Below are 21,404 nucleotides of genomic sequence, written 5' to 3' on the forward strand. Positions count from 1 at the left end.
CGGATGGGTGGGAGCGCGGCAATAAAAAACCGGGGCATGCAGCGCATGTCCCCGGTCGTTGATCGCAAATTAGACGATCGTTTACTTTTTCTTAGCCTTTTTGTTCGGCAGGTCGGTGATTGACCCTTCGAACACTTCGGCGGCGAGGCCGACTGATTCATGCAATGTTGGGTGCGCATGAATGGTGAGTGCGATATCTTCAGCATCACAACCCATCTCGATTGCTAAACAAATTTCGCCCAGCAATTCACCTGCGTTAGTCCCCACAACAGCACCACCGATGATGCGGTTATTCTTATCGAAAATCAGCTTAGTGAAACCATCTGTTGCACCTTGCGCAATCGCACGACCTGAAGCCGACCACGGGAAGGTCGCTGCTTCGTACTCGATGCCTTGCTCTTTGGCTTCTTTCTCGGTGAGACCTGCCCACGCAACTTCAGGATCTGTGTAAGCAATCGATGGAATCACTTTCGGATCGAAGTAATGTTTCTTACCGGCAATCACCTCAGCAGCCACATGACCTTCGTGAACGGCTTTGTGCGCCAGCATAGGCTGACCGACCAAGTCGCCAATCGCGAAGATATTCTTCACGTTGGTACGTAATTGCTTGTCGACCTCAATAAAGCCACGGTCAGTCACTTTCACACCAGCGTTTTCCGCACCCACTTTCTTACCATTCGGAGCACGACCAACAGCCACTAGCACGGCATCATATTTGACTGGTTTGTCCGGTGCTTTGTCGCCTTCGAACGTCACGTAGATACCATCTTTCTTGGCTTCTACTTTCGCCGCTTTGGTGTTCAACATAATATTGTCGAACTTCTTGTTCATGGTTTTCATGAACGGCTTGATGACATCTTTGTCTGCCGGCGGAATCAATTGATCGGTCATTTCGACTACATCAATGGTTGACCCTAACGCGCTGTACACACAACCCATTTCCAGACCGATAATACCGCCACCAAGAACCAACATGCGTTTTGGAATGAAGCGCAACTCGAGTGCTGCTGTCGAATCCCAGATACGCTCGTCGTCGTGTGGTACGAAAGGTAACTTAATGGACTGTGAACCTACCGCGATAATGGCGTGTTCAAAGTTAATCACGGTTTCGCCGTCATCACCTTTCACCTTCAATTGCTTGTCGCTGGCGAATTCACCGGTGCCGTTGACCACGGTAACCTTGCGCATTTTCGACATTTGGCTCAAACCGCCAGTCAATTGACCGATGACTTTTTCTTTGTGCTCGCGAATCTTGTCGAGATCGATTTTTGGCGTACCAAAATCAACACCTTCAGCACCCAAATGCTTGGCATCTTCAATGTGCTTCGCCAAGTGCAACAAGGCTTTCGATGGGATACAACCGACGTTTAAGCAAACCCCGCCAAGGGTGCTATAGCGCTCGACTAAAACGGTTTCAAGTCCCAAGTCAGCAGCGCGGAACGCGGCTGAATATCCACCAGGACCCGCACCGAGTACGACCACCTGGGCTTTAATTTCTTTGCTCATGACGACCTCTTTGATTCGTTCATTGACCAGATTCGATAAATGGGGCGCATTATAGCAGCCCCATAGCGATTTGTTTACTCTACATGGCCTGTTTACAGGACCAGTTTACGGATATCCGATAATACATTGCTGAGATAGACGCTAAAGCGCGCGGCTACTGCGCCATCGATAACCCGATGGTCATACGATAGGCTCAGCGGCAACATCAAACGTGGCTCGAATTCCTTGCCATTCCACTTCGGTTTCATCTCGCTTTTTGAAACGCCTAAGATAGCGACATCGGGCGCATTCACAATCGGCGTGAATGCAGTTCCACCGATACCGCCGAGGCTGGAAATCGAGAAACAACCACCTTGCATATCCTGCGCTTTTAGCTTGCCGTCACGAGCCCGTGAACTGACGTCCATCAGCTCTTCCGACAGTTGATAAATACCCTTTTTGTCGACATCACGAATAACCGGTACGACCAAGCCTCCTGGAGTATCGACCGCTATACCCAAATGGATATATTTCTTCATGATCAGACTTTCGCCATCTTCGTGCAGCGATGAGTTGAAGACCGGGTACTCTTGCAAGGCTTTCGCAACGGCCTTCATGATGAAGACCAATGGCGTGATCTTGATGCCATCCTTCTTCTTCGCTTGCAGCTCATTCTCTTGCTTACGGAATGCTTCCAGCTCAGAAATATCGGCTTCATCAAACTGCGTTACATGCGGAATCGTGACCCAGTTCCGATGCAAATTAGGCCCCGAAATTTTCTGGATCCGAGTCAATGGCACCTGCTCTACTTCGCCGAACTTACTGAAGTCGACCTTCTGTGGCGCAATCACTTGCAATCCACCCGTACCACCCGTCGCGGCGCCAGCGTTTGCCTTCGGACGCGATAATTCGTATTTCACATAGTCTTGCACGTCTTCTTTCATGATTCGGTCTTTACGACCTGAACCTTTCACTTGATTCAGATCGACACCAAATTCACGTGCGAGACGGCGCACTGCAGGCGATGCGTAAGCGAGACCTTCGGCTTTACCTTTCTTATCCAGCGGATGATCAGGAACCGGTGGCTTACGTTGCTCGCTACTGTCGCTCGACTTCTCTGCTGGCTGCTGGGACTTTGATTCTGTCTCTGGCTGCGGCTCTGGAGCCGGTTCCGGCGATGGTTCAGCAGCTTTCTTACTGCCACTGTCCTGCACCCGCAACATAATGACCAACGAACCTTCTTTTACTTTGTCGCCCGTTTTCACTTCGACAGACTCAACCACGCCCGCTTGCGGTGCCGGTACATCCATTGTTGCTTTGTCGGTTTCCAGCGTGATCAGGCCGTCTTCAGCTGCTATCTCATCGCCCTCTTTGACCAAAACCTCGATCACATCCACTTCGCCAGATTCACCGATGTCGGGAACCTTCACTTCAATCACTTTGCTTTCGCCTGCACTCTCATCCTGCGCAGAATCAGGCTCTGGAGCCGGCTCTGGCTCTGGTTCTGGCTTTGGTTCCGGAGCTGCTTCAGGTTCTGGCTCAGGTTCAGGCTCCGAACCTGAGTCTGCGTCACCTGCGGCTTCAAACATCGCCAGCAAATCACCTTCGTTAATTTTATCGCCAACCTTCACCTTGATTTCGGCAACCTTGCCGGCAAAAGGTGCGGGGATATCCATGGATGCTTTATCACTCTCAACGGTAATCAACGAGTCTTCTGCTGCGAGTTCATCACCCGTGCTCACCAAAATTTCGATGACTTCAACCGCTTCGCCTCCCACATCCGGGGCTAGGACTTCTTTTAAATCTGCCATAAGTGCCTCCGCTCCCGTCGCTTACGCGTACAGTGGATTGATTTTGTTCACATCGATGCCGAAGTCTTTAATCGCCTTCGTCACCACTTTGGCATCAATAGTGCCCGCTTTTGCTAACTCACTCAGTGCAGCTACAGCAATGTAATGCGCATTCACTTCAAAGTGACGACGCAAGTTTTCGCGACTGTCTGAACGTCCGAAGCCATCAGTACCTAACACGCGATAAGCGGTCGGTACCCACGCACGAATTTGATCCGCGTACAGCTTCATGTAATCCGTTGCAGCGATAGTAGGTCCTTTAGCTTTGCTCAAAACCTCTGTGACATAAGCGGTTTTCGCTTTCTTGGTCGGGTTCAACATGTTGTAACGGTCAACATCCATGCCATCGCGCGCGAGCTCATTGAATGATGTTGCGCTGTACACAGTGGCACTGATGCCAAAGTCATCAGCGAGCAATTTCGCCGCTTCACGAACTTGTTGCAAAATGGTGCCTGAACCGAGCAACTGGACTTCGCCTTTGGCTGATTTTGGTGCATGTTTCTCCAGCTCATACAAACCTTTGATGATGCCCTCTTCAGACCCTTCAGGAAGTTCTGGCTGCTGGTAGTTCTCGTTCATGACGGTGAGGTAATAGAATACGTTTTCACCTTCGCCATACATGCGGCGCAAACCATCTTGCACGATCACAGCCACTTCATAGCCGAACGTTGGATCATAGGTGACGCAATTCGGAACCGTGTTGAACAAGATATGGCTGCTACCGTCTTGGTGCTGGAGACCTTCACCGTTGAGTGTGGTGCGGCCAGCCGTACCACCCACCAAGAAGCCGCGGGCTTGGCTATCGCCTGCCGCCCACACCAAATCACCGACGCGTTGGAAACCGAACATAGAATAATAGATATAAAACGGAATCATTGGCTCATTGTTGGTGGAGTAGCTGGTTGCTGCCGCCACCCATGACGCCATCGCGCCGAGCTCGTTAATACCCTCTTGAAGCACTTGGCCTTTAGTATCTTCACGATAGTAAGCCACTTGATCCGCATCTTGCGGCTCATATTTCTGGCCTTGGCTCGAGTAAATACCCACTTGGCGGAACAGACCTTCCATACCAAACGTTCGCGCTTCATCGGGAATGATTGGGACAATGCGATCACCAATTTTCTTATCTTTCAGTAGCGCTGTCAGCACGCGAACAAACGCCATTGTAGTTGAGATTTCACGATCACCAGAGCCTTTCAGAACCGCGTCAAATGCTTTTAGTGCTGGCATTTCGAGTTCTTTATCGCTCTCTGGCCGACGCACCGGCATAAAGCCGCCGAGGGCTTCACGCCGCTCGCGCATGTACTTCATTTCCGGACTGTCATCCGGGAATTTGTAGAATGGAATATCTTCAAGTTCGCTGTCTTTAATCGGAATATTGAAGCGGTCACGGAAGTGTTTGATCGCTTCCATGTCCATTTTCTTCACTTGGTGCGCGATGTTCTTCCCTTCACCGGCGGCACCCATGCCATAGCCCTTGACCGTTTTCGCCAAAATGACTTGTGGACGGCCTTTGGTATTCACTGCTTTGTGATAAGCCGAGTAAACTTTGACTGGGTCGTGACCACCACGGTTCAAACGCCAAATATCTTCGTCAGATAAGTTGGCGACCATCGCTTTGGTTTCTTCGGTTTTGCCGAAGAAGTGTTCGCGTGTATAAGCACCACCTTTCGCTTTGTAATTCTGGTACTCGCCATCCACGCTGTCTTGCATAATTTGCGCGAGCTTGCCGTCGGTGTCGCGATACAGCAACGGATCCCAATAGCGACCCCAAATCACTTTAATCACTTCCCAACCAGCACCACGGAAGGTGCCTTCGAGTTCTTGGATGATTTTGCCATTACCACGCACGGGGCCATCCAGGCGCTGTAAGTTACAGTTCACGATAAAGGTCAGGTTATCTAAGCCTTCACGAGTAGCTAAACCAATCGCACCTAAGCTCTCTGGCTCATCCACTTCACCGTCACCCAAGAAGCAGTACACACGTTGCTTCGAGCAGTCTTTAATGCCTCGGTCTGTGAGGTATTTCAAATAGCGTGCTTGGTAGATCGCTTGAATAGGGCCAAGGCCCATCGATACCGTTGGGAACTGCCAAAAATCAGGCATCAATTTCGGATGCGGGTAAGACGAAACACCCTTACCATCGACTTCTTGACGGAAGTTGTTTAACTGCTCTTCAGAAATTCGGCCTTCCAAGAAGGCTCGCGCATAAATACCCGGTGATGCGTGACCTTGTACGTACAAGTAATCACCACCATCTTGCTCGGTCGGTGCACGGAAGAAGTGGTTAAAGCCGATATCGTAAATCATCGCAGATGAGGCAAAACTTGAAATATGCCCGCCTAATTCCAATTCTTTCTTCGACGCACGCAAGACCATGGCCAACGCGTTCCAACGAATCGCAGCACGAATGCGCGCCTCCATGCTCTGGTCGCCCGGCATAGTCGGCTCTTGGCTCGCTGGTATGGTATTTAAATAGGCAGTGGTCGCTGCGTATGGCAAATAGGCCCCGCTGCGGCGCGCTTTTTCGATTAAGGATTCCAGCAGGAAGTGACCCCGCTCAGGGCCGTCTTCTTCCAGCACGACTTCGAGGGCATCAAGCCACTCCCGCGTTTCTTGCGGATCGAGGTCGTCTTTTAAGTGGTCAGTCATACTTTATCCTTACCCAGTTTGTGTTCGGCATTGTTGGTGCGGCGCAGTGAACGCAGCATTCGCGATTGCTCGCGATTCAGTGTCAACAATGCATTTTCGATGTAGGCGAGCAGTTGGTGACACGCTTCCCGTGCCTGCTCTGGCTCACCAGCAGCTATAGCGGCAACAATCAGTTGCCGATGTTCGTGTAACTGTTGCACGATGCCCGGCTTGTGTGCGAGATCCTGCAAGTTTTGTTGAATATTTTTCTGTAACAGTGGCTGCATACTGCGCACCAAGTGCAATAGGATCACATTGTGTGATGCCTCACAAATACACAAGTTGAACTCGGTGAGCGCTGTTGCTAATGCGACGATGTCCGTTGCATCGACACGACTAATCGCTTCAAAGCTAACTTGCACCCGCTCTAAATCGGCTGCGGTTCCGCGCAACGCAGCGTAATAGGACGAAATACCCTCTAAGGCATGCCGGAACTCGAGCAAATCAAACTGTGACTCCGGGTGTTTCGTCAATAAATCTAATAAAGGTTCAGCGACGCGCTGCTGTAAATTGTCGACCACATAAGTGCCGCCACCTTGGCGCCGCTCGAGCAACCCGCGCGCTTCCAGCTTTTGAATGGCTTCACGCAAACTCGGCCGCGACACCGAAAACTGATGCGCAAGATCACGCTCCGACGGCAAGCGCGCGCCAGCTTCGAGCGTGCCATCGACAATCATGCCCTCAATACGTTGCATGATGACATCGGATAGCTTGGTCTGTTGGATGCGTTCAAAAGCCATAAAGCCTGCTAATTGCTACTAGTTACTCGCTATTAGTTGCTGGTTACTAGAAGAGCGCAGATCTGTGCTTTCGAGTAACTAGTAGCTAGTAGCCAGTGACGCTCTTCGAGCATTGGGTCATTGGTCTTACCACGCATTGTAGATCAGGATGCGGCAAAGCCCAAACATTTTCCTGTTAGAGCCAGCCGCTAATAGTGAATACCGCAATGAATACTATAAATAACAACAGGTTACGTTTGAGCAGTGCGACAGTGGTCAGAGCAGTGCTAGTGACGTCGTCGGATGATTCCGGTTCTAAATTCTCAGCCGCAGCAGCAATCTTTGTGAGTGCGCTAAAGTTATCGCCAGGAATATTTCCAACTGAACTGAGCCAAGCGCCTGCCGCTTTTGAGAAATTACCGACGAGCAAAAAGCCCAATGTCATCACCCTAGTTGGCAACCAATCAATCATGAACTGCGCGCGTTGCCAGTTGATTGACGAGGTACGACGTGGACGACGCATATCGCGTAAGGTCGCGTAGACCAGTACACCGACAATCCCGAACAGTACATAGTAAAGTAGTACCGCGAAATACTGGCGCAGATGAATCCATAGCAATAAGTCATGTACAGGAGCTGCATCAGTGCGACCCGAGGCCAAGCGCAATTGACGCAGGGCTTCAGCCGTTTGAGCAGCGTCTCCCGCATTCGCGCTATCTAAATATTCTTTATAAGCAATACGCGCTTGTGGACATTGAATACTGAGGACTATCGCTGCAGTACCGACTATAAAATGAAGTAATAAATTACCACTTAGTGCCACCACGAAAGCTATCAAGAATGCTGGGATCAATGCCCACACCAGCTGTCCGAGACCATTTTGTTTCCACTCTTTGAGTCCGGTGTGTTCGAACTCAAGGTGCTGCCAACGCAGGACCAGACGACGCCAATGCCAGTTTTTGCCGACGGTTACGGTTCTTTCTAACGCATATGCAAGAATAATGGCCAGCAATTGCATAATGATGATCCTAAGTTGAAATATATGCTGTTAAACAGCGATTAAAATAAGCCCAGTCAAAAGCAGGACCCGGATCTGTCTTCCGCACCGGTGCCACATGTTGATGCCCAACAATACGACGCCGGTTGAGGTTAGGATAAGTCCTGATCAGATCTGCAGCGACAGCTGCCAACCTATCATATTGTTCTTTAGTGTAGGGGGCTGTGTCCGTTCCCTCAAGTTCGATTCCAATCGAAAAGTCATTACAACGTCGGCGCCCAGCATAGTGCGACCGGCCAGCATGCCAAGCACGCTGCTGAAAAGGCACGTACTGGATAATCTCACCATCACGCCGAATGAGGCAATGCGCAGAGACCCGTAATCCTTCCAACTGCTGGAACTCTGGATGCGAACCACTATCCAGTTGCCCCATGAAGAGATCATCAATGTAAGGTCCGCCAAACTCACCTGCAGGCAAACTGATGCCATGCACTATCAACACACTGATATCGGTAGCATCCGGGCGCGCATCACAGTGCGGCGACATCCGCTGCTGCGCATAACTGAGTTTCCCATCGGTAATCAAAGTACCCCCAAAAACGCTATTGGTTACTAGCTACTAGCTACTCGAAGAGCGCTGCTGGCTAGTGGTTACTAACTACTAGAAAACCACGGAACGGCGCCGCTCTAATAACTAATAGCTAATAGCCAATAGCGCCTTTATCTGAGACATATCGTAGCGCGAAGCGGTGGAGCCGTCAGCTTTTTTGGCACTACGTCCAGAGCTGACGTAGAATAGCGCTATTCTTTTACAGTTAGGATTAGGTAGACATGGATACGCGCGTAGATGCTGAATTGTTGCAGCGTGACCGAACCACCATGGTAGAGCTGGCGCTGCGTGAGGATCTGAATGGCTCGGCAGCAGAATTGGATATTACTGCACAACTGATTGAAGCGGATCGGTGCGCGGAAGCCAGGGTGATTACGCGAGAGCCCGCAGTGATTTGTGGTGTCGACTGGGTCAACGAAGTGTTTGTGCAGTTGGGCGGTGACGTCGAGTTACGGTGGCACGTCAAAGACGGCGATACTGTCAGTGCCGATCAGACCCTGTTTGAGCTGCGCGGACCGGCGCGTGCCATTCTGACGGGCGAACGGACCGCACTGAATTTTCTGCAAACATTATCCGGTGTAGCAACCACCACTGCGCATTATGTGAAGAACCTTGAACACTCTCATACTCGATTGTTGGATACTCGTAAGACAATTCCAGGGTTGCGAACCGCCCTGAAGTACGCGGTTGTGTGCGGCGGTGGGCATAATCATCGGGTCGGTTTGTACGACGCGTATCTCATTAAAGAAAATCATATTTTGGCTTGCGGTGGCATTGCAGCAGCCATTACTCAAGCACGACAATTACAGCCCGACAAGATCGTTGAAGTTGAGGTGGAAAACCTTGCAGAATACAGCGAAGCGCTGACCGCAGGTGCAGACATTATTATGTTAGACAACTTCTCGTTGGCAGATATATACACCGCTGTGGAACGACGTCAGGGACAAACCAAATTAGAGGTGTCAGGTAATATTACCAGTGATCGTTTGGCTGAACTCGGGCGTACTGGTGTTGATTACATTTCGTCCGGTGCGCTGACTAAAAACATACAATCAATCGATTTGTCATTGCGAATTTGTAAATTTTAAATATTGACGCTTTAACCGTTTGTGCTATGTTTGATATTGCAATGCGCATCTGCGAAGTGGACGTCGCGGCATGCCAGGCATGCTTAAAAAGGCAAAACCGTCGAGAGGCGGTGACGCAAAACCTCCGGTCCAAATACTTTGGATAGCGGGGCTGCAGGCTAAAGTCTGGTGGAATGGAGTGGCTTCCCGACGAAACGTCGGTTAGCGCAAACCACTTGCTCTTTCAGCTAGTGCAGTTGGTTAGTTGGTGTAGCGATGTGGTCGCGCAGTTTGTTTATTGACTCTAGTCGAATGGCAATGGGCGCCACACATTACAACAACAATAATGAGAAAGTTACGGAATACTCGGGAGATATTTCATGAAAGCGCAAATCCAACGTGGTTTTACATTAATTGAATTGATGATTGTTGTTGCAATCATCGGCATCTTGGCCGCCGTGGCCATTCCTATGTACAGTGATTATACGCAACGTGCACAAGCAAGTACGGGTGTTGCGGCTTTAGCATCATTCAAGCAAGCTGTGGCACTATGCTACCAGAACGAAGGTTCGCTCACTGACTGCGACGCGGGCACCAACCGTATCCCGACAGCAATTGCTGATGCAGATGCAGTAAACGGTCTTGACGCTGCCGGTGTTACCGACGGTATCATCACCGCAACGCTTGACGCTGTAGCGGAAGCAGACGGTGCAAATATCACGATTGCAATCGTGCCAAACACAGCTGAAGGTTCTAACCTGAACTGGGATATCGAATGCTCAGACTACGATGCAGACGGTAACTCACGCGTAGACGGTTGTGCTTATGCTGCTAACGGTGCTCCAGGTCGTCCAGCTGCACCAGCAGGCTAATATATAATTCTAATATGATATTTTACACGGCCTCTTTGGAGGCCGTGTTTCTATTAAAAGGTCGACCATGCTGCATCACTCGCTCGCCGCTCTCTTGCTGCGAGATAAGTTGATTCCTGAAGACAAACTGACTGCCTGCAGTGAATATGCATGGGAGTCGAAGCTCCCCTTTACCAGTTGTTTACTCGATCGCAAGCTCATCAAACCTAATGATTTAGCAGCATTTTGCTATCAAGAGTCGAATTGTCCCTGGATTGATCTCGATGCATTTAATATCGATGCGGTGCCGACCGATTACATCAACGAACGTCTGATTCGTAAGAACCACGCGGTGCCTTTGTACCAGCGCGGCAATGTCCTCTACATCGCGGTATCTGACCCTACACGAATCGAAACCCTCGACGAATTTCAATTTCGCACTCGATTGCAGGCGGAAGCTGTATTGGTCGAAGAGGATAAGCTGCAAAAGCTGATCGATAAACTCCTCGAAAATGAAAGCTCGATGCTCGGCGTGACTGAACAAGACGAGCAAGAGCTGCGTGATATTGACGCCTCAGACGAATTTAAAGAAGACGCCGGCTCAGTGATGGCCGACGTCAAAAACGATGCTCCGATTGTTATCTACATCAATAAAATGCTGCTCGATGCAATCAAGCGAGGCGCATCGGATCTGCATTTTGAACCTTATGAACAAGAATATCGTGTACGTTTCCGTATTGACGGCGTATTACACGAAATCGCTCGCCCGCCGATAGCATTAGCGGGCCGCATTGCCGCGCGACTCAAGGTTATGTCGCAACTGGATATAGCCGAACGCCGGTTACCGCAGGACGGTCGGATTAAGCTCAAGTTGTCAAAGCACAAAGCAATAGATTTTCGGGTCAGCACCCTGCCCACACTTTACGGCGAAAAGATTGTATTGCGGATTTTGGACGCGCAAGCGGCAATGATTGGTATTGAATCCTTAGGTTATGAACCTGATCAACAGAAGCTCTATGAAGAAGCTTTAGAAAAGCCTCAAGGTATGATCTTGGTAACCGGACCTACGGGTTCAGGTAAAACTGTATCGCTTTATACGGGTTTGAATATCCTGAATACTCCAGAACGAAATATCTCGACGGCGGAAGATCCGGTTGAGATTAACTTGATGGGTATTAACCAAGTCCAAATTAACGTGAAGGCCGGCCTTACTTTCGCGGATGCACTGCGGTCATTTCTTCGTCAAGACCCGGACGTGGTCATGGTGGGTGAGATTCGTGACTTGGAAACCGCAGAAATCGCGATTAAGGCAGCACAGACCGGTCACTTAGTCCTATCGACATTGCACACCAACTCTGCGGCTGAAACCTTGACTCGTCTGATGAATATGGGTGTTCCTGCCTATAATATCGCAGGTTCTGTTTCCCTCATTATTGCGCAACGTTTGGCACGACGGCTTTGTAACCTCTGCAAAGAACCGGAAGAGTTACCACACGAAGAGTTGTTGCGGCAAGGTTTTACCGAAGAGCAAATCCCGAACCTCACTATCCACAAAGCGGTGGGCTGTGATCAGTGTACAGGTGGCTATAAAGGTCGTACTGGTATTTACGAAGTTATGCCCATTACATCCGCCATCCAAGAGCTTATTATGACCAGTGCAGGGGCGCTGAAGATTGCCCAAACCGCACGCAATGAAGGAATTAACTCATTGCGTCAATCTGCGCTTCTCAAAGTTGCGTCCGGAGTGGTAAGTTTAATAGAAGCCAATCGCGTGACAAGCTCATAACGATTTCTTGGGGTACTAACTATGGCAACAAAAGTGGCTGGTAAAGGCCCGAAAGCAAAAGAAATTCTCGAGTTTAATTGGACCGGCATTAACAAGCGTGGCGTCAAAGTCAAAGGCCTGATGCGTGCCGATAATGACAAGCAAGTTCGAGCCAAACTTCGTGACCAAGGCGTCACCCCAAAAACTATCAAGAAAAAGGCAAAGCCGCTGTTTGGTGAGAAAAAAATCACCGGCGCTGATATCGCACTGTTTACTCGACAGATTGCGACCATGCTTGAGGCTGGTGTTCCCTTGCTACAAGCACTCGAAATGGTTGCTAAAGGCGTTGAGAATCCACGAATTCGCGACCTCATGCTCACTATTAGCGCAGACGTCGGAGCCGGCTCTCCGCTTGCCGCCTCGTTGCGCAAACATCCTGACGTCTTTGATTCGTTGTATTGTGATCTTGTCGATTCCGGCGAACAGTCGGGTTCACTTGAAACCATTTATGATCGAATTGCGACTTATCGCGAGAAGTCTGAAATCCTCAAAGCCAAGATTAAGAAGGCCTTGGTTTACCCTGCATCCGTTATTGTGGTGGCATTAGCTGTAACCGTCATCCTGTTGGTGTTCGTAGTACCCCAGTTCGAGGCAGTATTTAAAGACTTCGGTGCAGAACTACCAGCTATGACTCGGTTTGTGGTGACCTTATCTGAAATCGTACAAGCCTATTTCTTGTATGTTGCTGCCGGTATTGCGGCAGCCGGATGGCTGTTTAAACGCGCCTATAAGAAAAGCCAGAAGCTCCGCGATCGTGTTGACCAACTATCGCTGAAGATTGCGATTGTCGGCACTATCTTGAACAAAGCTGCGGTCGCACGATTCGCGCGTACCTTGTCCACCACTTTCGCTGCGGGGGTACCCTTGATTAGTGCGCTCGAGTCCGCTGCTGGCGCATCCGGTAATGCTGTCTACCGCGATGCGATTTTACGGATTCGCGAAGAGGTCAGCTCGGGTATGCAAATGAATACTGCGATGCAAAGTGCAGAGCTTTTCCCCACCATGGCGGTGCAAATGGTCTTCATTGGTGAAGAATCAGGTGCATTGGATGATATGTTGGCGAAGGTTGCTAACATCTATGAGCGCGAAGTCGATGATTTAGTAGATAACTTGACCGCATTATTAGAGCCGATGATTATGGTCGTTATCGGGGTGCTGGTCGGTGGCTTGATTGTTGCGATGTATTTGCCAATCTTCAGTTTGGGCCAAGTGGTTGGCTAACGATTCGCGCGGCGAGTTTACGTTTACGCCTGCATTCGACAAGGAACCTTATGGACTTAATGACGCTCTACGCTGCACACACCCCTTGGGCAGCCGCTTTTGGTATTGCTTTCGGGTTAATTGTCGGCAGCTTTCTCAATGTGGTCATTGGCCGTTATCCTGTCATGATGCAACGCCAATGGCGAGCTGAATGTGCCCAATTACAAGAGCAAGAACTCCCCAAAGCTGAACCCTTTAATTTAGCGACGCCCCATTCCCGCTGTCCAAAATGTCAGTCAGCTATTCGCTGGTACGACAACATTCCGGTGCTTAGTTGGCTGTTGTTACGAGCAAAATGCCGCTCCTGTGGAACCACTATTTCTGCGCGTTATCCGCTGATAGAGTCACTGACTGGTGCGGTATTTGGTGTGTTGGCGTGGCAGTTCGGAATGAGCGTCGATGTGGGCATTTATATGTTGCTTGCGGCTCTGCTGATTGTCTTGTTCTTCATTGACCTCGACCACATGCTACTGCCCGACCCATTTACGTTATTCGCTTTGTGGCTGGGGCTTGGTTATGCCATTTATGGCGGTCCAGTGAGTCTGCAAGATGCCGTGATTGGCGCTATGGCTGGTTACTTATTCCTGTGGTCGGTTTATTGGATTTTCAAACTACTGACCGGCAAAGAAGGTATGGGTTATGGCGACTTCAAATTGCTGGCTGCCTTAGGTGCGTGGACTGGTTTTCAGTATCTCCCTGTCATTATTATCGCTGCTGCGGGTAGCGGCGCGATATTGGGTCTCACTTTGCAATGGCTGCGCAAAACCAAAGCTGGCCAACCGATTCCATTCGGCCCATTCTTGATCTGTGGCGGCGTCATTACCATGGTCTGGGGTGAGCTCATTCTATCCACCTATTGGTCTTGGTTGGCACGCTAATGTATGTTGTGGGCGTGACTGGCGGTATCGGTAGCGGCAAAACGACCGTCACTAATCTCTTTCAAACCCATGGCATCGATGTGGTCGATGCAGATGTTATCGCCCGCAGCATTTTTCAGCCGGGAAGTGATGCCTTACTGCATGTTCAAGAGCGATTTGGTGACCGCGCATTGCTCGAAACTGGTGAGTTAAACCGCGCTTGGTTACGGGAACGAGTTTTTACCCATCCCGAGGATAAAGCGTGGCTGAATCAGCTCACGCACCCTCTGATTCGCGAGCAGATTCTTGCTGCTTTAAAACAGGCACAATCGCCTTATGTAATTTTGTCCGCCCCCCTATTGGTTGAGAATAAGCTCACCGCATTGTGTGATCGCGTTTTGGTAGTAGATGTAACGGAAGCGATGCAGATTGAACGAACGCGTCAACGCGATGACGTCAGCGCACAGCAAGTGAGCGCCATTATGCAGGCACAAGCCTCTCGTATTGAACGCTTGCAAGCAGCTGATGATGTGCTGGATAACAATGGCACTCCGGAGGCTTTGGTAGAGCCCGTCGAGCGCTTACATCGCTTTTACCTTCAACAAGTCGAACAACAATTGCAACTGCGCGATAAGCCGTTATGATAGAGAGCATGAGCGCTAACACTGCAGCAACGATTGATTATGAATATCCACTTCATGAGCGGGTACGTACTTACCTGCGCTTGGAGCATTTGCTGCAGATGCTCGCTCCTCAGCGTCCGGTCGATGCGACCAATTACGCGCGCTATTTCTCAGCTTTATTTGCCATTTTAGAACTCTGTGAACGCAGTGATGTGCGCACCGATGTTCAAAAAGACTTAGATCGTCGTAAAACACAACTGCAATTGTGGGCGCAACATCCAGACGTGAATCAAGATCAACTGGCTGCCACCTCAACCCGCGTGCGCGATGCGCTAGCGGCTATTCAACCAATGACTCGAGTGGGCAGTAGTTTAAAACAAGATCGTTTGCTGGGTGTGATTCGCCAGCGCTTTGCCATGCCGGGCGGCACCTGTAACTTCGATGTCCCGCAATTGCATTATTGGCTGCACCAACCGCAAGAATTACGCACGGCTGATTGCGCACGTTGGTGGAAAGAACTCGAAGTACTCTTATCGAGCCTGCAATTAGAGTTGCAACTGTTACGCGGCCAAGCGATCTTCCGCGATGTAGTCGCCCCAGCTGGCCTCTTACAGGAAACCACCGAAGCACTCTCATTACTGCGCTTACAAGTCCCAGCAGATATTCCTGCCTACCCGGTCATCAGTGGCCACAAAACCCGCTTCAGCATCCGCTTCCTGCGCTATACCCCGGTCGATGGGAAAGCGTCGTACGAGGAAAACGTAACGTTCAGCCTGGCGTTATGCCCGTAGGGCGCTAAGAGCGTTACTGGCTACTAGCTACTGGCTACTACAAACACTTAAGAGCGAAAAGCGTTACTAGCTTTTAGCTACTAGTTGCTCGCTACTACAAAGACAGATCTGCGCTTTTCTATTAGCTAATAGCTAGTAGCGATTCTCTCACTTAGCTAGGAGGTCGACGATGCGGGTGTTGGCTTCGGGGAAGGGATAGGCTTCTAGTTCGCTGCGATCGACCCAGCGCCATTCTTGGCCTTCGCGCTGATGTACGGTACCCGTGAACGAATGAACGTGCCAGACGTCTAGAATGACGCTTTTATCGGGGTAATCGAATTGAATCACTGTGAAGGGTGTTGCCGAGGTAACTTGGATGTTGCACTCTTCTTGCAGCTCACGGCATAACGCGTCGTAGACGGACTCATCCGTTTCGACTTTACCGCCCGGAAATTCCCATTTATCACCTTGATGTAAATGCTGATGGCGACGGCTGATGAAGATGGCACCGTCGGTGTTTTCTATGACACCGACGGCAACATGAATGGCGTTAGATTTTGCCATGACATTGTTTATATTTTTTACCCGACCCACATGGACATGGATCGTTGCGGCCCACTTTCTGCGCAGCTGCAGGCGCTGCTGGCTCAGGTGATGGACTACCGCTGGTACTGGCGCTCTCATGAGTGAATTGCTTTGGCGCTCGCTCGGCTGCCTCGCGGCGCTTAGCTTCAACTGCTTCGACGTCCTCTTCTGCACGTACGCGCACTTTACTCAGAATCGTTACGACTTCTAATTTCAGCGCTTCGAGCATATCGGTGAAGAGTTCAAATGCTTCACGCTTGTATTCCTGCTTAGGATTCTTCTGTGCGTAACCACGTAAATGGATACCTTGGCGCAAATGATCCATCGCCGCTAGGTGTTCCTTCCAATGCGAATCCAAGCTTTGCAGCATAATCGCCTTTTCAAACTGACGTAATACTTGCGAGCCTACTTGTTCTTCTTTGGCTGCATAGGCTTGTTCAATTTCGCTGAAGATCCGCTCACGCAGGGTTTCTTCATGCAGTTTGTCGTCGTCATCCAACCACTTCTGCACCGGCAACTGCACATCGAAATCAGCGCGTAGGCGTTCTTCTAGGCCTTCAACATTCCACATTTCTTCGAGCGATTGCGGTGGGATGTATTCGTTGATCACATTCTCAACCACATCCACGCGAATGGCTTTAATCGTTTCCGAAATATCACCTTCATCGAGCAACTCATTACGTTGCTCGTACACCACTTTACGTTGGTCATTGGCGACATCATCGTATTCAAGCAATTGCTTACGAATATCGAAGTTACGGCCTTCAACTTTGCGCTGAGCGTTCTCGATAGCGCGTGATACCCACGGATGTTCGATGGCTTCACCACGTTTCATCCCGAGGCGCTTCATCATGGCACCCATGCGCTCTGAGGCGAAGATACGCATCAACGGATCTTCCAGTGACAAATAGAAGCGTGATGAACCTGGGTCACCTTGACGACCTGAACGACCGCGGAGCTGGTTATCGATACGACGTGACTCGTGACGCTCAGTACCAATAATATGTAGACCACCGGCTGCGATAACGGCGTCGTGACGCTCTTGCCACGCAGCCTTCACTTTTTCAATTTGCTCGGGGCTTGGCTCTTTCAACTTCTCAATTTCAGACTGTAAATTACCGCCCAACACGATATCCGTACCACGACCCGCCATGTTGGTGGCGATAGTGACCGCACCCGGTAAACCGGCTTGGGCAACAATATCCGCCTCTTGCGCATGAAATTTTGCGTTCAAGACATTGTGTGGGATTTTCTTTTTCTTCAACAAGCCCGACAGCAGCTCAGAGGTTTCGATGGAAATGGTACCGACCAGTGCTGGTCGACCGGCCTCGCGGCATTGCTGAATGTCTTCGACAATCGCATCGAACTTCTCTTCAGCGGTCAGGAAGATTAAATCCGCACGGTCATCACGAATCATTGGACGGTTGGTTGGAATAACGACCGTCTCCAGGCCGTAAATCGATTTAAACTCGAATGCTTCAGTATCGGCCGTACCGGTCATACCGGCTAATTTATTGTACAGACGGAAGAAGTTCTGGAAGGTAATCGACGCCATCGTCTGGTTTTCATTTTGGATGGTGACGCCTTCTTTGGCTTCCATTGCTTGATGCAAGCCTTCCGACCAACGACGGCCTTCCATGGTCCGACCGGTGTGCTCATCAACAATCACAATTTGGTCATCTTTGACAATGTAATCCACGTCGCGATGGAACAAGTGACGCGCGCGCAACGCTGCGTTCACGTGATGCAATAAGGTAATGTTCGCAGCCGAATAGAGCGAGTCGTCTTCGGCTAGCATGCCGCGCTCTTTCAGCAGCTGCTCGACATTTTCTTGACCTTCTTCGGTCAGATGTAACTGGCGTGCTTTTTCATCGATGGTGAAGTCACCTTCAACACGACCCTCTTCACTGTCTTCTTTGTCAGCCTTTTTCAGTAACGGCACAAGCTCGTTCATCTTAATATAGAGCTCTGAGCTATCTTCAGCGGCACCAGAAATGATGAGTGGGGTCCGCGCTTCATCGATTAAAATCGAGTCGACCTCATCCACAATCGCGTAATTCAGCTCGCGTTGCGCTCGATCTTGTGGCGTAAACGCCATGTTGTCACGCAAGTAATCGAAGCCAAATTCGTTATTCGTACCGTACGTCACATCGGCTTGATACGCAGCTTTCTTGTCCCGTGGGTTCATCCCAGGGATGTTAAAGGCAACGGTCATATCGAGGAATTCGAACAATGGACGGTTAGTTTCGGCATCACGACGCGCTAGGTAGTCGTTGACCGTCACAATGTGGACACCTTTACCCGACAGCGCATTGAGATACGCGGGTAAAGTCGCCGTGAGAGTTTTACCTTCACCGGTTCGCATTTCGGCAATGCGGTTGTCATTCAGAATCATGCCGCCAACCAGCTGCACATCAAAATGACGCATGTTAAACACACGCTTGGATGCTTCGCGCACGGTCGCAAATGCTTCCACTAGAATATCGTCGAGCGTCTCACCTTGCGCGAGGCGTTGCTTAAACTCAGCAGTCTTTTGCTTTAACTCACTGTCGCTTAAGGCCTCAAACTCAGGTTCAAGCGCATTGATGCGCTGTACATTCTTTTGTAAACCTTTGAGGATACGATCGTTACGGCTACCAAAAACCTTCCGAAAAATACTTCCAAGCATGAGAATTTAAAATCCTGTGGTCGTTGTCGCGTGCCTTAATTAGCGTCGCGATATACATATTTATAAGGGTCAATTTGTCGATTGTTGCGGAGCACTTCGTAATGCACATGTGGACCTGTCGAACGTCCGGTGCTTCCGAGTATGGCTATTTCTTGGCCGCGTGTGACAACATCGCCTTCTTTCACCAACAATTCTTTACAATGGGCGTAGCGCGTTTTTAAGCCGCCTCCATGGTCAATTTCAATGAGCTTGCCGTAGCCATAACGCTCGCCTGACCAAGTAACTACTCCTGCACCGGTTGCGTACACGCCGGCGTTTTCTTCCAAACTGGCAAAGTCGAGACCCTTATGCATGGCTGGTGTACCATTGAACGGATCTTTTCGCACACCATACTGTGACGACAACCAACCTGACGTAATGGGTCGACCTGCCACAAAGCTCTCTGCAGAGATATGGTGACTCATCATCACAGACTCAAGGAGGGACAGCTGATTTTGTTTATCGGAAAGCTGTTCGAGCATGCGATCAATTTGATCAACCACATCACGACCATCGACACGCGGCGCTTCCGTAATCGAAATTTCTGGTCCACCGACGAGTGGTGATGCGGATTGTTCGCCAAATTCGAACTCACCGTTATCGAGCTCAGCCACCGCGGCCAGTCGTTGACCTAAGGCGTCCAACCGACGCATTTGCGCCTGCATTTCACCCAAATAAATGGTCATTGCTGCGAGCTTTTTCTCGGTTTCATCTTTCAATTGGGCAACTGCTTTCGTTTGTGCTGCCAATCGAATTTGCTCATCGCTGATACTGGCCCGCGCAGCTTCTGGATCCACCCCACTGTATTCCCAGGGTTTACTCAGAGCCAGCACACCCAAAGCCGCCAATCCTGCTAAAGACAGCAGTCGGCGCCGCGTGAGCTCGAATCCGAATTTTACTTTGGTGCCTCGATAGAAGACTGTTAGACTCATGCAATCTCTCGTTGCTTTGAAACTTATGGCTCGCTCTCGACCCCGTACCTTACAACATGTGCTCGATGGTCAAAGGCTTCAGCAATTTGCTGACTTTACCGAGCAACACAAACGCTGGCAACAGCAATTACGTGATTGTTTTCACGTACTGCAGCTGTCGCCTTTGTCTGAGCATTGTCAGGTTTTGAACGTCCGCGCACAAACCCTAATCATGCAAGTTTCATCGGCCGCCATTGCGACACGATTGAAAATGCAACAAAGCCGCATTATAACGTATTTTCGCAATGAAGCTATGCTTGCGGTCGAACGACTTGAACTACGCATCGCACCAGCCGCCAATCAACCACCAGCTGAACCACGAAAGCAGTCTGCGACAAGCGATTCGCTGAGCGATACTGTCAAACAATTAAGGGAACAAGCTGAACAGTGCGAAGAGCCACTGCGTTCACAACTACTCGCACTAGCAGCAAAATACGAAAAATAACGCTACTAGCTACTAGCTACTAGCTACTAGCTACTAGCTACTAGCTACTAGCTACTAGCTATTAGAAACCACAGATCGAGTGTTTGCGAGTAACTAATAACCAATAGCGAATATCGCTTTTGAGGTTTAGGCGGTGACCGGTTGGAATGCGATTGGCGCTTTCGCCGCAGCTTCCTCGAACGTTACAAACTCCCACGCCTCTTGATTTGCCAAGACTTCGCGTAGCAGCATGTTGTTCAGAGCGTGGCCTGATTTGAACGCACGCAGGTGGCCGAGAATAGCGTGACCACCCATGTACAAATCACCAACAGCATCGAGAATTTTGTGTTTGACGAACTCGTCGTCGTAACGCAACCCTTCGCTGTTTAAGATGCGGAATTCATCCAGTACCACAGCATTATCGAAGCTACCGCCTAGCGCTAGATTGTTGGCTCGGAGGTATTCGATATCTTTCATAAAGCCAAACGTGCGCGCACGGCTGATTTGCTTCACGAAACCTTTGGTACTGAAGTCCATGCTAAACACCTGACCGGTGTCAGCAATGGCCGGATGGTCGAAGTCGATGGCAAAATCGATGCGGAAACCATTATGGGGTAGTAGTTCCGCCCATTTGTCACCGTCTTCAACACGAACCGGTTGCTTAATTCGGATAAACTTTTTGGCAGACGACTGTTCTTCAATCCCGGCGCTCTGCAGCAGGTAGATAAATGGATGAGAGCTGCCATCCATGATCGGGATTTCGTGACTGTCGACTTCAATGATCAGATTGTCAATGCCCATGGCGGCGATAGCAGCAAGCAAATGCTCTACTGTGGAAACCCGCACATTGTCTTCGTTGATTAAACAGGTACACATACGCGTGTCGCGCACCAACTCTGCATTGGCGACGATATCTACAGCAGGATTCAGATCGACACGACGAAACACCAGACCTGTATTCGCAGGCGCCGGACGCAGTGTTAACTGTACCTTGTTCCCTTTATGCAAACCCACACCTGTGGTTGCAATAGGTTGCTTGATCGTACGTTGTTTAATCATCTTTCAGCTTCTTCTCACCTGTCATCTGACCAGTAAAAGGCGCAATAGTTTAC

The 21,404-nt window shown here is 50.0% G+C and carries 18 protein-coding genes and 1 riboswitch; of the genes, 8 read left to right on the forward strand and 10 right to left on the reverse strand.

Going from position 1 to position 21,404, the window contains the following annotated elements:
• Positions 1–81: 81 nt before the first annotated feature.
• From lpdA to ampD, 6 genes are all read right to left on the reverse strand, one after another.
• Positions 82–1,506, reverse strand: a complete 1,425-nt coding sequence (gene lpdA, locus CWE22_RS06245) for a dihydrolipoyl dehydrogenase (protein WP_169930485.1) — start codon at positions 1,504–1,506, stop codon at positions 82–84.
• Positions 1,507–1,598: 92 nt separating this feature from the next.
• Complete coding sequence (gene aceF / locus CWE22_RS06250; protein WP_169930486.1) at positions 1,599–3,296, reverse strand: dihydrolipoyllysine-residue acetyltransferase; 1,698 nt, start codon at positions 3,294–3,296, stop codon at positions 1,599–1,601.
• Positions 3,297–3,317: 21 nt separating this feature from the next.
• A complete protein-coding gene (gene aceE / locus CWE22_RS06255; RefSeq protein WP_169930487.1) occupies positions 3,318–5,987 on the reverse strand; it encodes a pyruvate dehydrogenase (acetyl-transferring), homodimeric type in 2,670 nt (889 codons plus the stop codon).
• Positions 5,984–6,766: a pyruvate dehydrogenase complex transcriptional repressor PdhR gene (pdhR, locus tag CWE22_RS06260; protein ID WP_169930488.1), complete on the reverse strand. Its 783-nt coding sequence runs from the start codon at positions 6,764–6,766 to the stop codon at positions 5,984–5,986. The genes aceE and pdhR overlap by 4 nt, the downstream gene beginning before the upstream one ends.
• A 175-nt stretch (positions 6,767–6,941) precedes the next feature.
• A complete protein-coding gene (ampE, locus tag CWE22_RS06265) occupies positions 6,942–7,763 on the reverse strand; it encodes a regulatory signaling modulator protein AmpE (protein WP_169930489.1) in 822 nt (273 codons plus the stop codon).
• A gap of 10 nt (positions 7,764–7,773) precedes the next feature.
• The gene (gene ampD / locus CWE22_RS06270; RefSeq protein ID WP_275069055.1) at positions 7,774–8,328 is read right to left on the reverse strand and encodes a 1,6-anhydro-N-acetylmuramyl-L-alanine amidase AmpD; all 555 of its coding nucleotides are present in this window, start codon (positions 8,326–8,328) and stop codon (positions 7,774–7,776) included.
• A gap of 245 nt (positions 8,329–8,573) precedes the next feature.
• Between ampD and nadC the strand changes: the two genes are divergently transcribed.
• From nadC to zapD, 7 genes are all read left to right on the forward strand, one after another.
• Positions 8,574–9,440: a carboxylating nicotinate-nucleotide diphosphorylase gene (nadC, locus tag CWE22_RS06275; RefSeq protein WP_169930490.1), complete on the forward strand. Its 867-nt coding sequence runs from the start codon at positions 8,574–8,576 to the stop codon at positions 9,438–9,440.
• 80 nt (positions 9,441–9,520) lie between these two features.
• Positions 9,521–9,599, forward strand: a riboswitch (cyclic di-GMP riboswitch).
• A 200-nt stretch (positions 9,600–9,799) separates the two neighbouring features.
• Positions 9,800–10,291, forward strand: coding sequence for a pilin (locus CWE22_RS06280; protein ID WP_169930491.1), 492 nt, complete (start codon positions 9,800–9,802; stop codon positions 10,289–10,291).
• Between the two features lie 67 nt (positions 10,292–10,358).
• Entirely contained in the window at positions 10,359–12,056 is a 1,698-nt protein-coding gene (gene pilB, locus CWE22_RS06285) for a type IV-A pilus assembly ATPase PilB (protein ID WP_169930492.1), read from the forward strand.
• Between the two features lie 21 nt (positions 12,057–12,077).
• Complete coding sequence (locus CWE22_RS06290) at positions 12,078–13,316, forward strand: type II secretion system F family protein (RefSeq protein ID WP_169930493.1); 1,239 nt, start codon at positions 12,078–12,080, stop codon at positions 13,314–13,316.
• A gap of 50 nt (positions 13,317–13,366) precedes the next feature.
• Entirely contained in the window at positions 13,367–14,233 is an 867-nt protein-coding gene (locus tag CWE22_RS06295) for a prepilin peptidase (RefSeq protein WP_211618624.1), read from the forward strand.
• A complete protein-coding gene (gene coaE, locus CWE22_RS06300) occupies positions 14,233–14,856 on the forward strand; it encodes a dephospho-CoA kinase (RefSeq protein WP_169930494.1) in 624 nt (207 codons plus the stop codon). The genes CWE22_RS06295 and coaE overlap by 1 nt, the downstream gene beginning before the upstream one ends.
• 8 nt (positions 14,857–14,864) lie before the next feature.
• Positions 14,865–15,626 (forward strand): cell division protein ZapD, encoded by a 762-nt coding sequence (zapD, locus tag CWE22_RS06305; RefSeq protein ID WP_169930495.1) that lies wholly within the window; start codon positions 14,865–14,867, stop codon positions 15,624–15,626.
• Between the two features lie 147 nt (positions 15,627–15,773).
• On the opposite strand, the gene mutT is transcribed toward zapD, so the two are convergent.
• The 3 genes from mutT to CWE22_RS06320 are packed head-to-tail and all read right to left on the reverse strand — an operon-like array spanning position 15,774 to position 19,829.
• Positions 15,774–16,169: an 8-oxo-dGTP diphosphatase MutT gene (mutT, locus tag CWE22_RS06310; protein ID WP_169930496.1), complete on the reverse strand. Its 396-nt coding sequence runs from the start codon at positions 16,167–16,169 to the stop codon at positions 15,774–15,776.
• Positions 16,156–18,858 carry a preprotein translocase subunit SecA gene (gene secA / locus CWE22_RS06315; protein WP_169930497.1) on the reverse strand — a complete coding sequence of 901 codons (2,703 nt, stop codon included), beginning with the start codon at positions 18,856–18,858 and terminating at the stop codon, positions 16,156–16,158. Before secA ends, mutT begins: the two co-directional genes overlap by 14 nt.
• 35 nt (positions 18,859–18,893) lie before the next feature.
• Entirely contained in the window at positions 18,894–19,829 is a 936-nt protein-coding gene (locus CWE22_RS06320; protein WP_169930498.1) for a M23 family metallopeptidase, read from the reverse strand.
• Between the two features lie 25 nt (positions 19,830–19,854).
• On the opposite strand from CWE22_RS06320, the gene CWE22_RS06325 reads away from it, so the two are divergent.
• The gene (locus tag CWE22_RS06325; RefSeq protein WP_169930499.1) at positions 19,855–20,313 is read left to right on the forward strand and encodes a DciA family protein; all 459 of its coding nucleotides are present in this window, start codon (positions 19,855–19,857) and stop codon (positions 20,311–20,313) included.
• Between the two features lie 126 nt (positions 20,314–20,439).
• Here CWE22_RS06325 and lpxC read toward each other — a convergent pair whose 3' ends face one another.
• A complete protein-coding gene (lpxC, locus tag CWE22_RS06330; RefSeq protein ID WP_169930500.1) occupies positions 20,440–21,351 on the reverse strand; it encodes a UDP-3-O-acyl-N-acetylglucosamine deacetylase in 912 nt (303 codons plus the stop codon).
• Positions 21,352–21,404: the final 53 nt, after the last annotated feature.

The organism is Pseudidiomarina aestuarii (assembly GCF_003987355.1).
GTDB classification, from domain to species: domain Bacteria; phylum Pseudomonadota; class Gammaproteobacteria; order Enterobacterales; family Alteromonadaceae; genus Pseudidiomarina; species Pseudidiomarina aestuarii.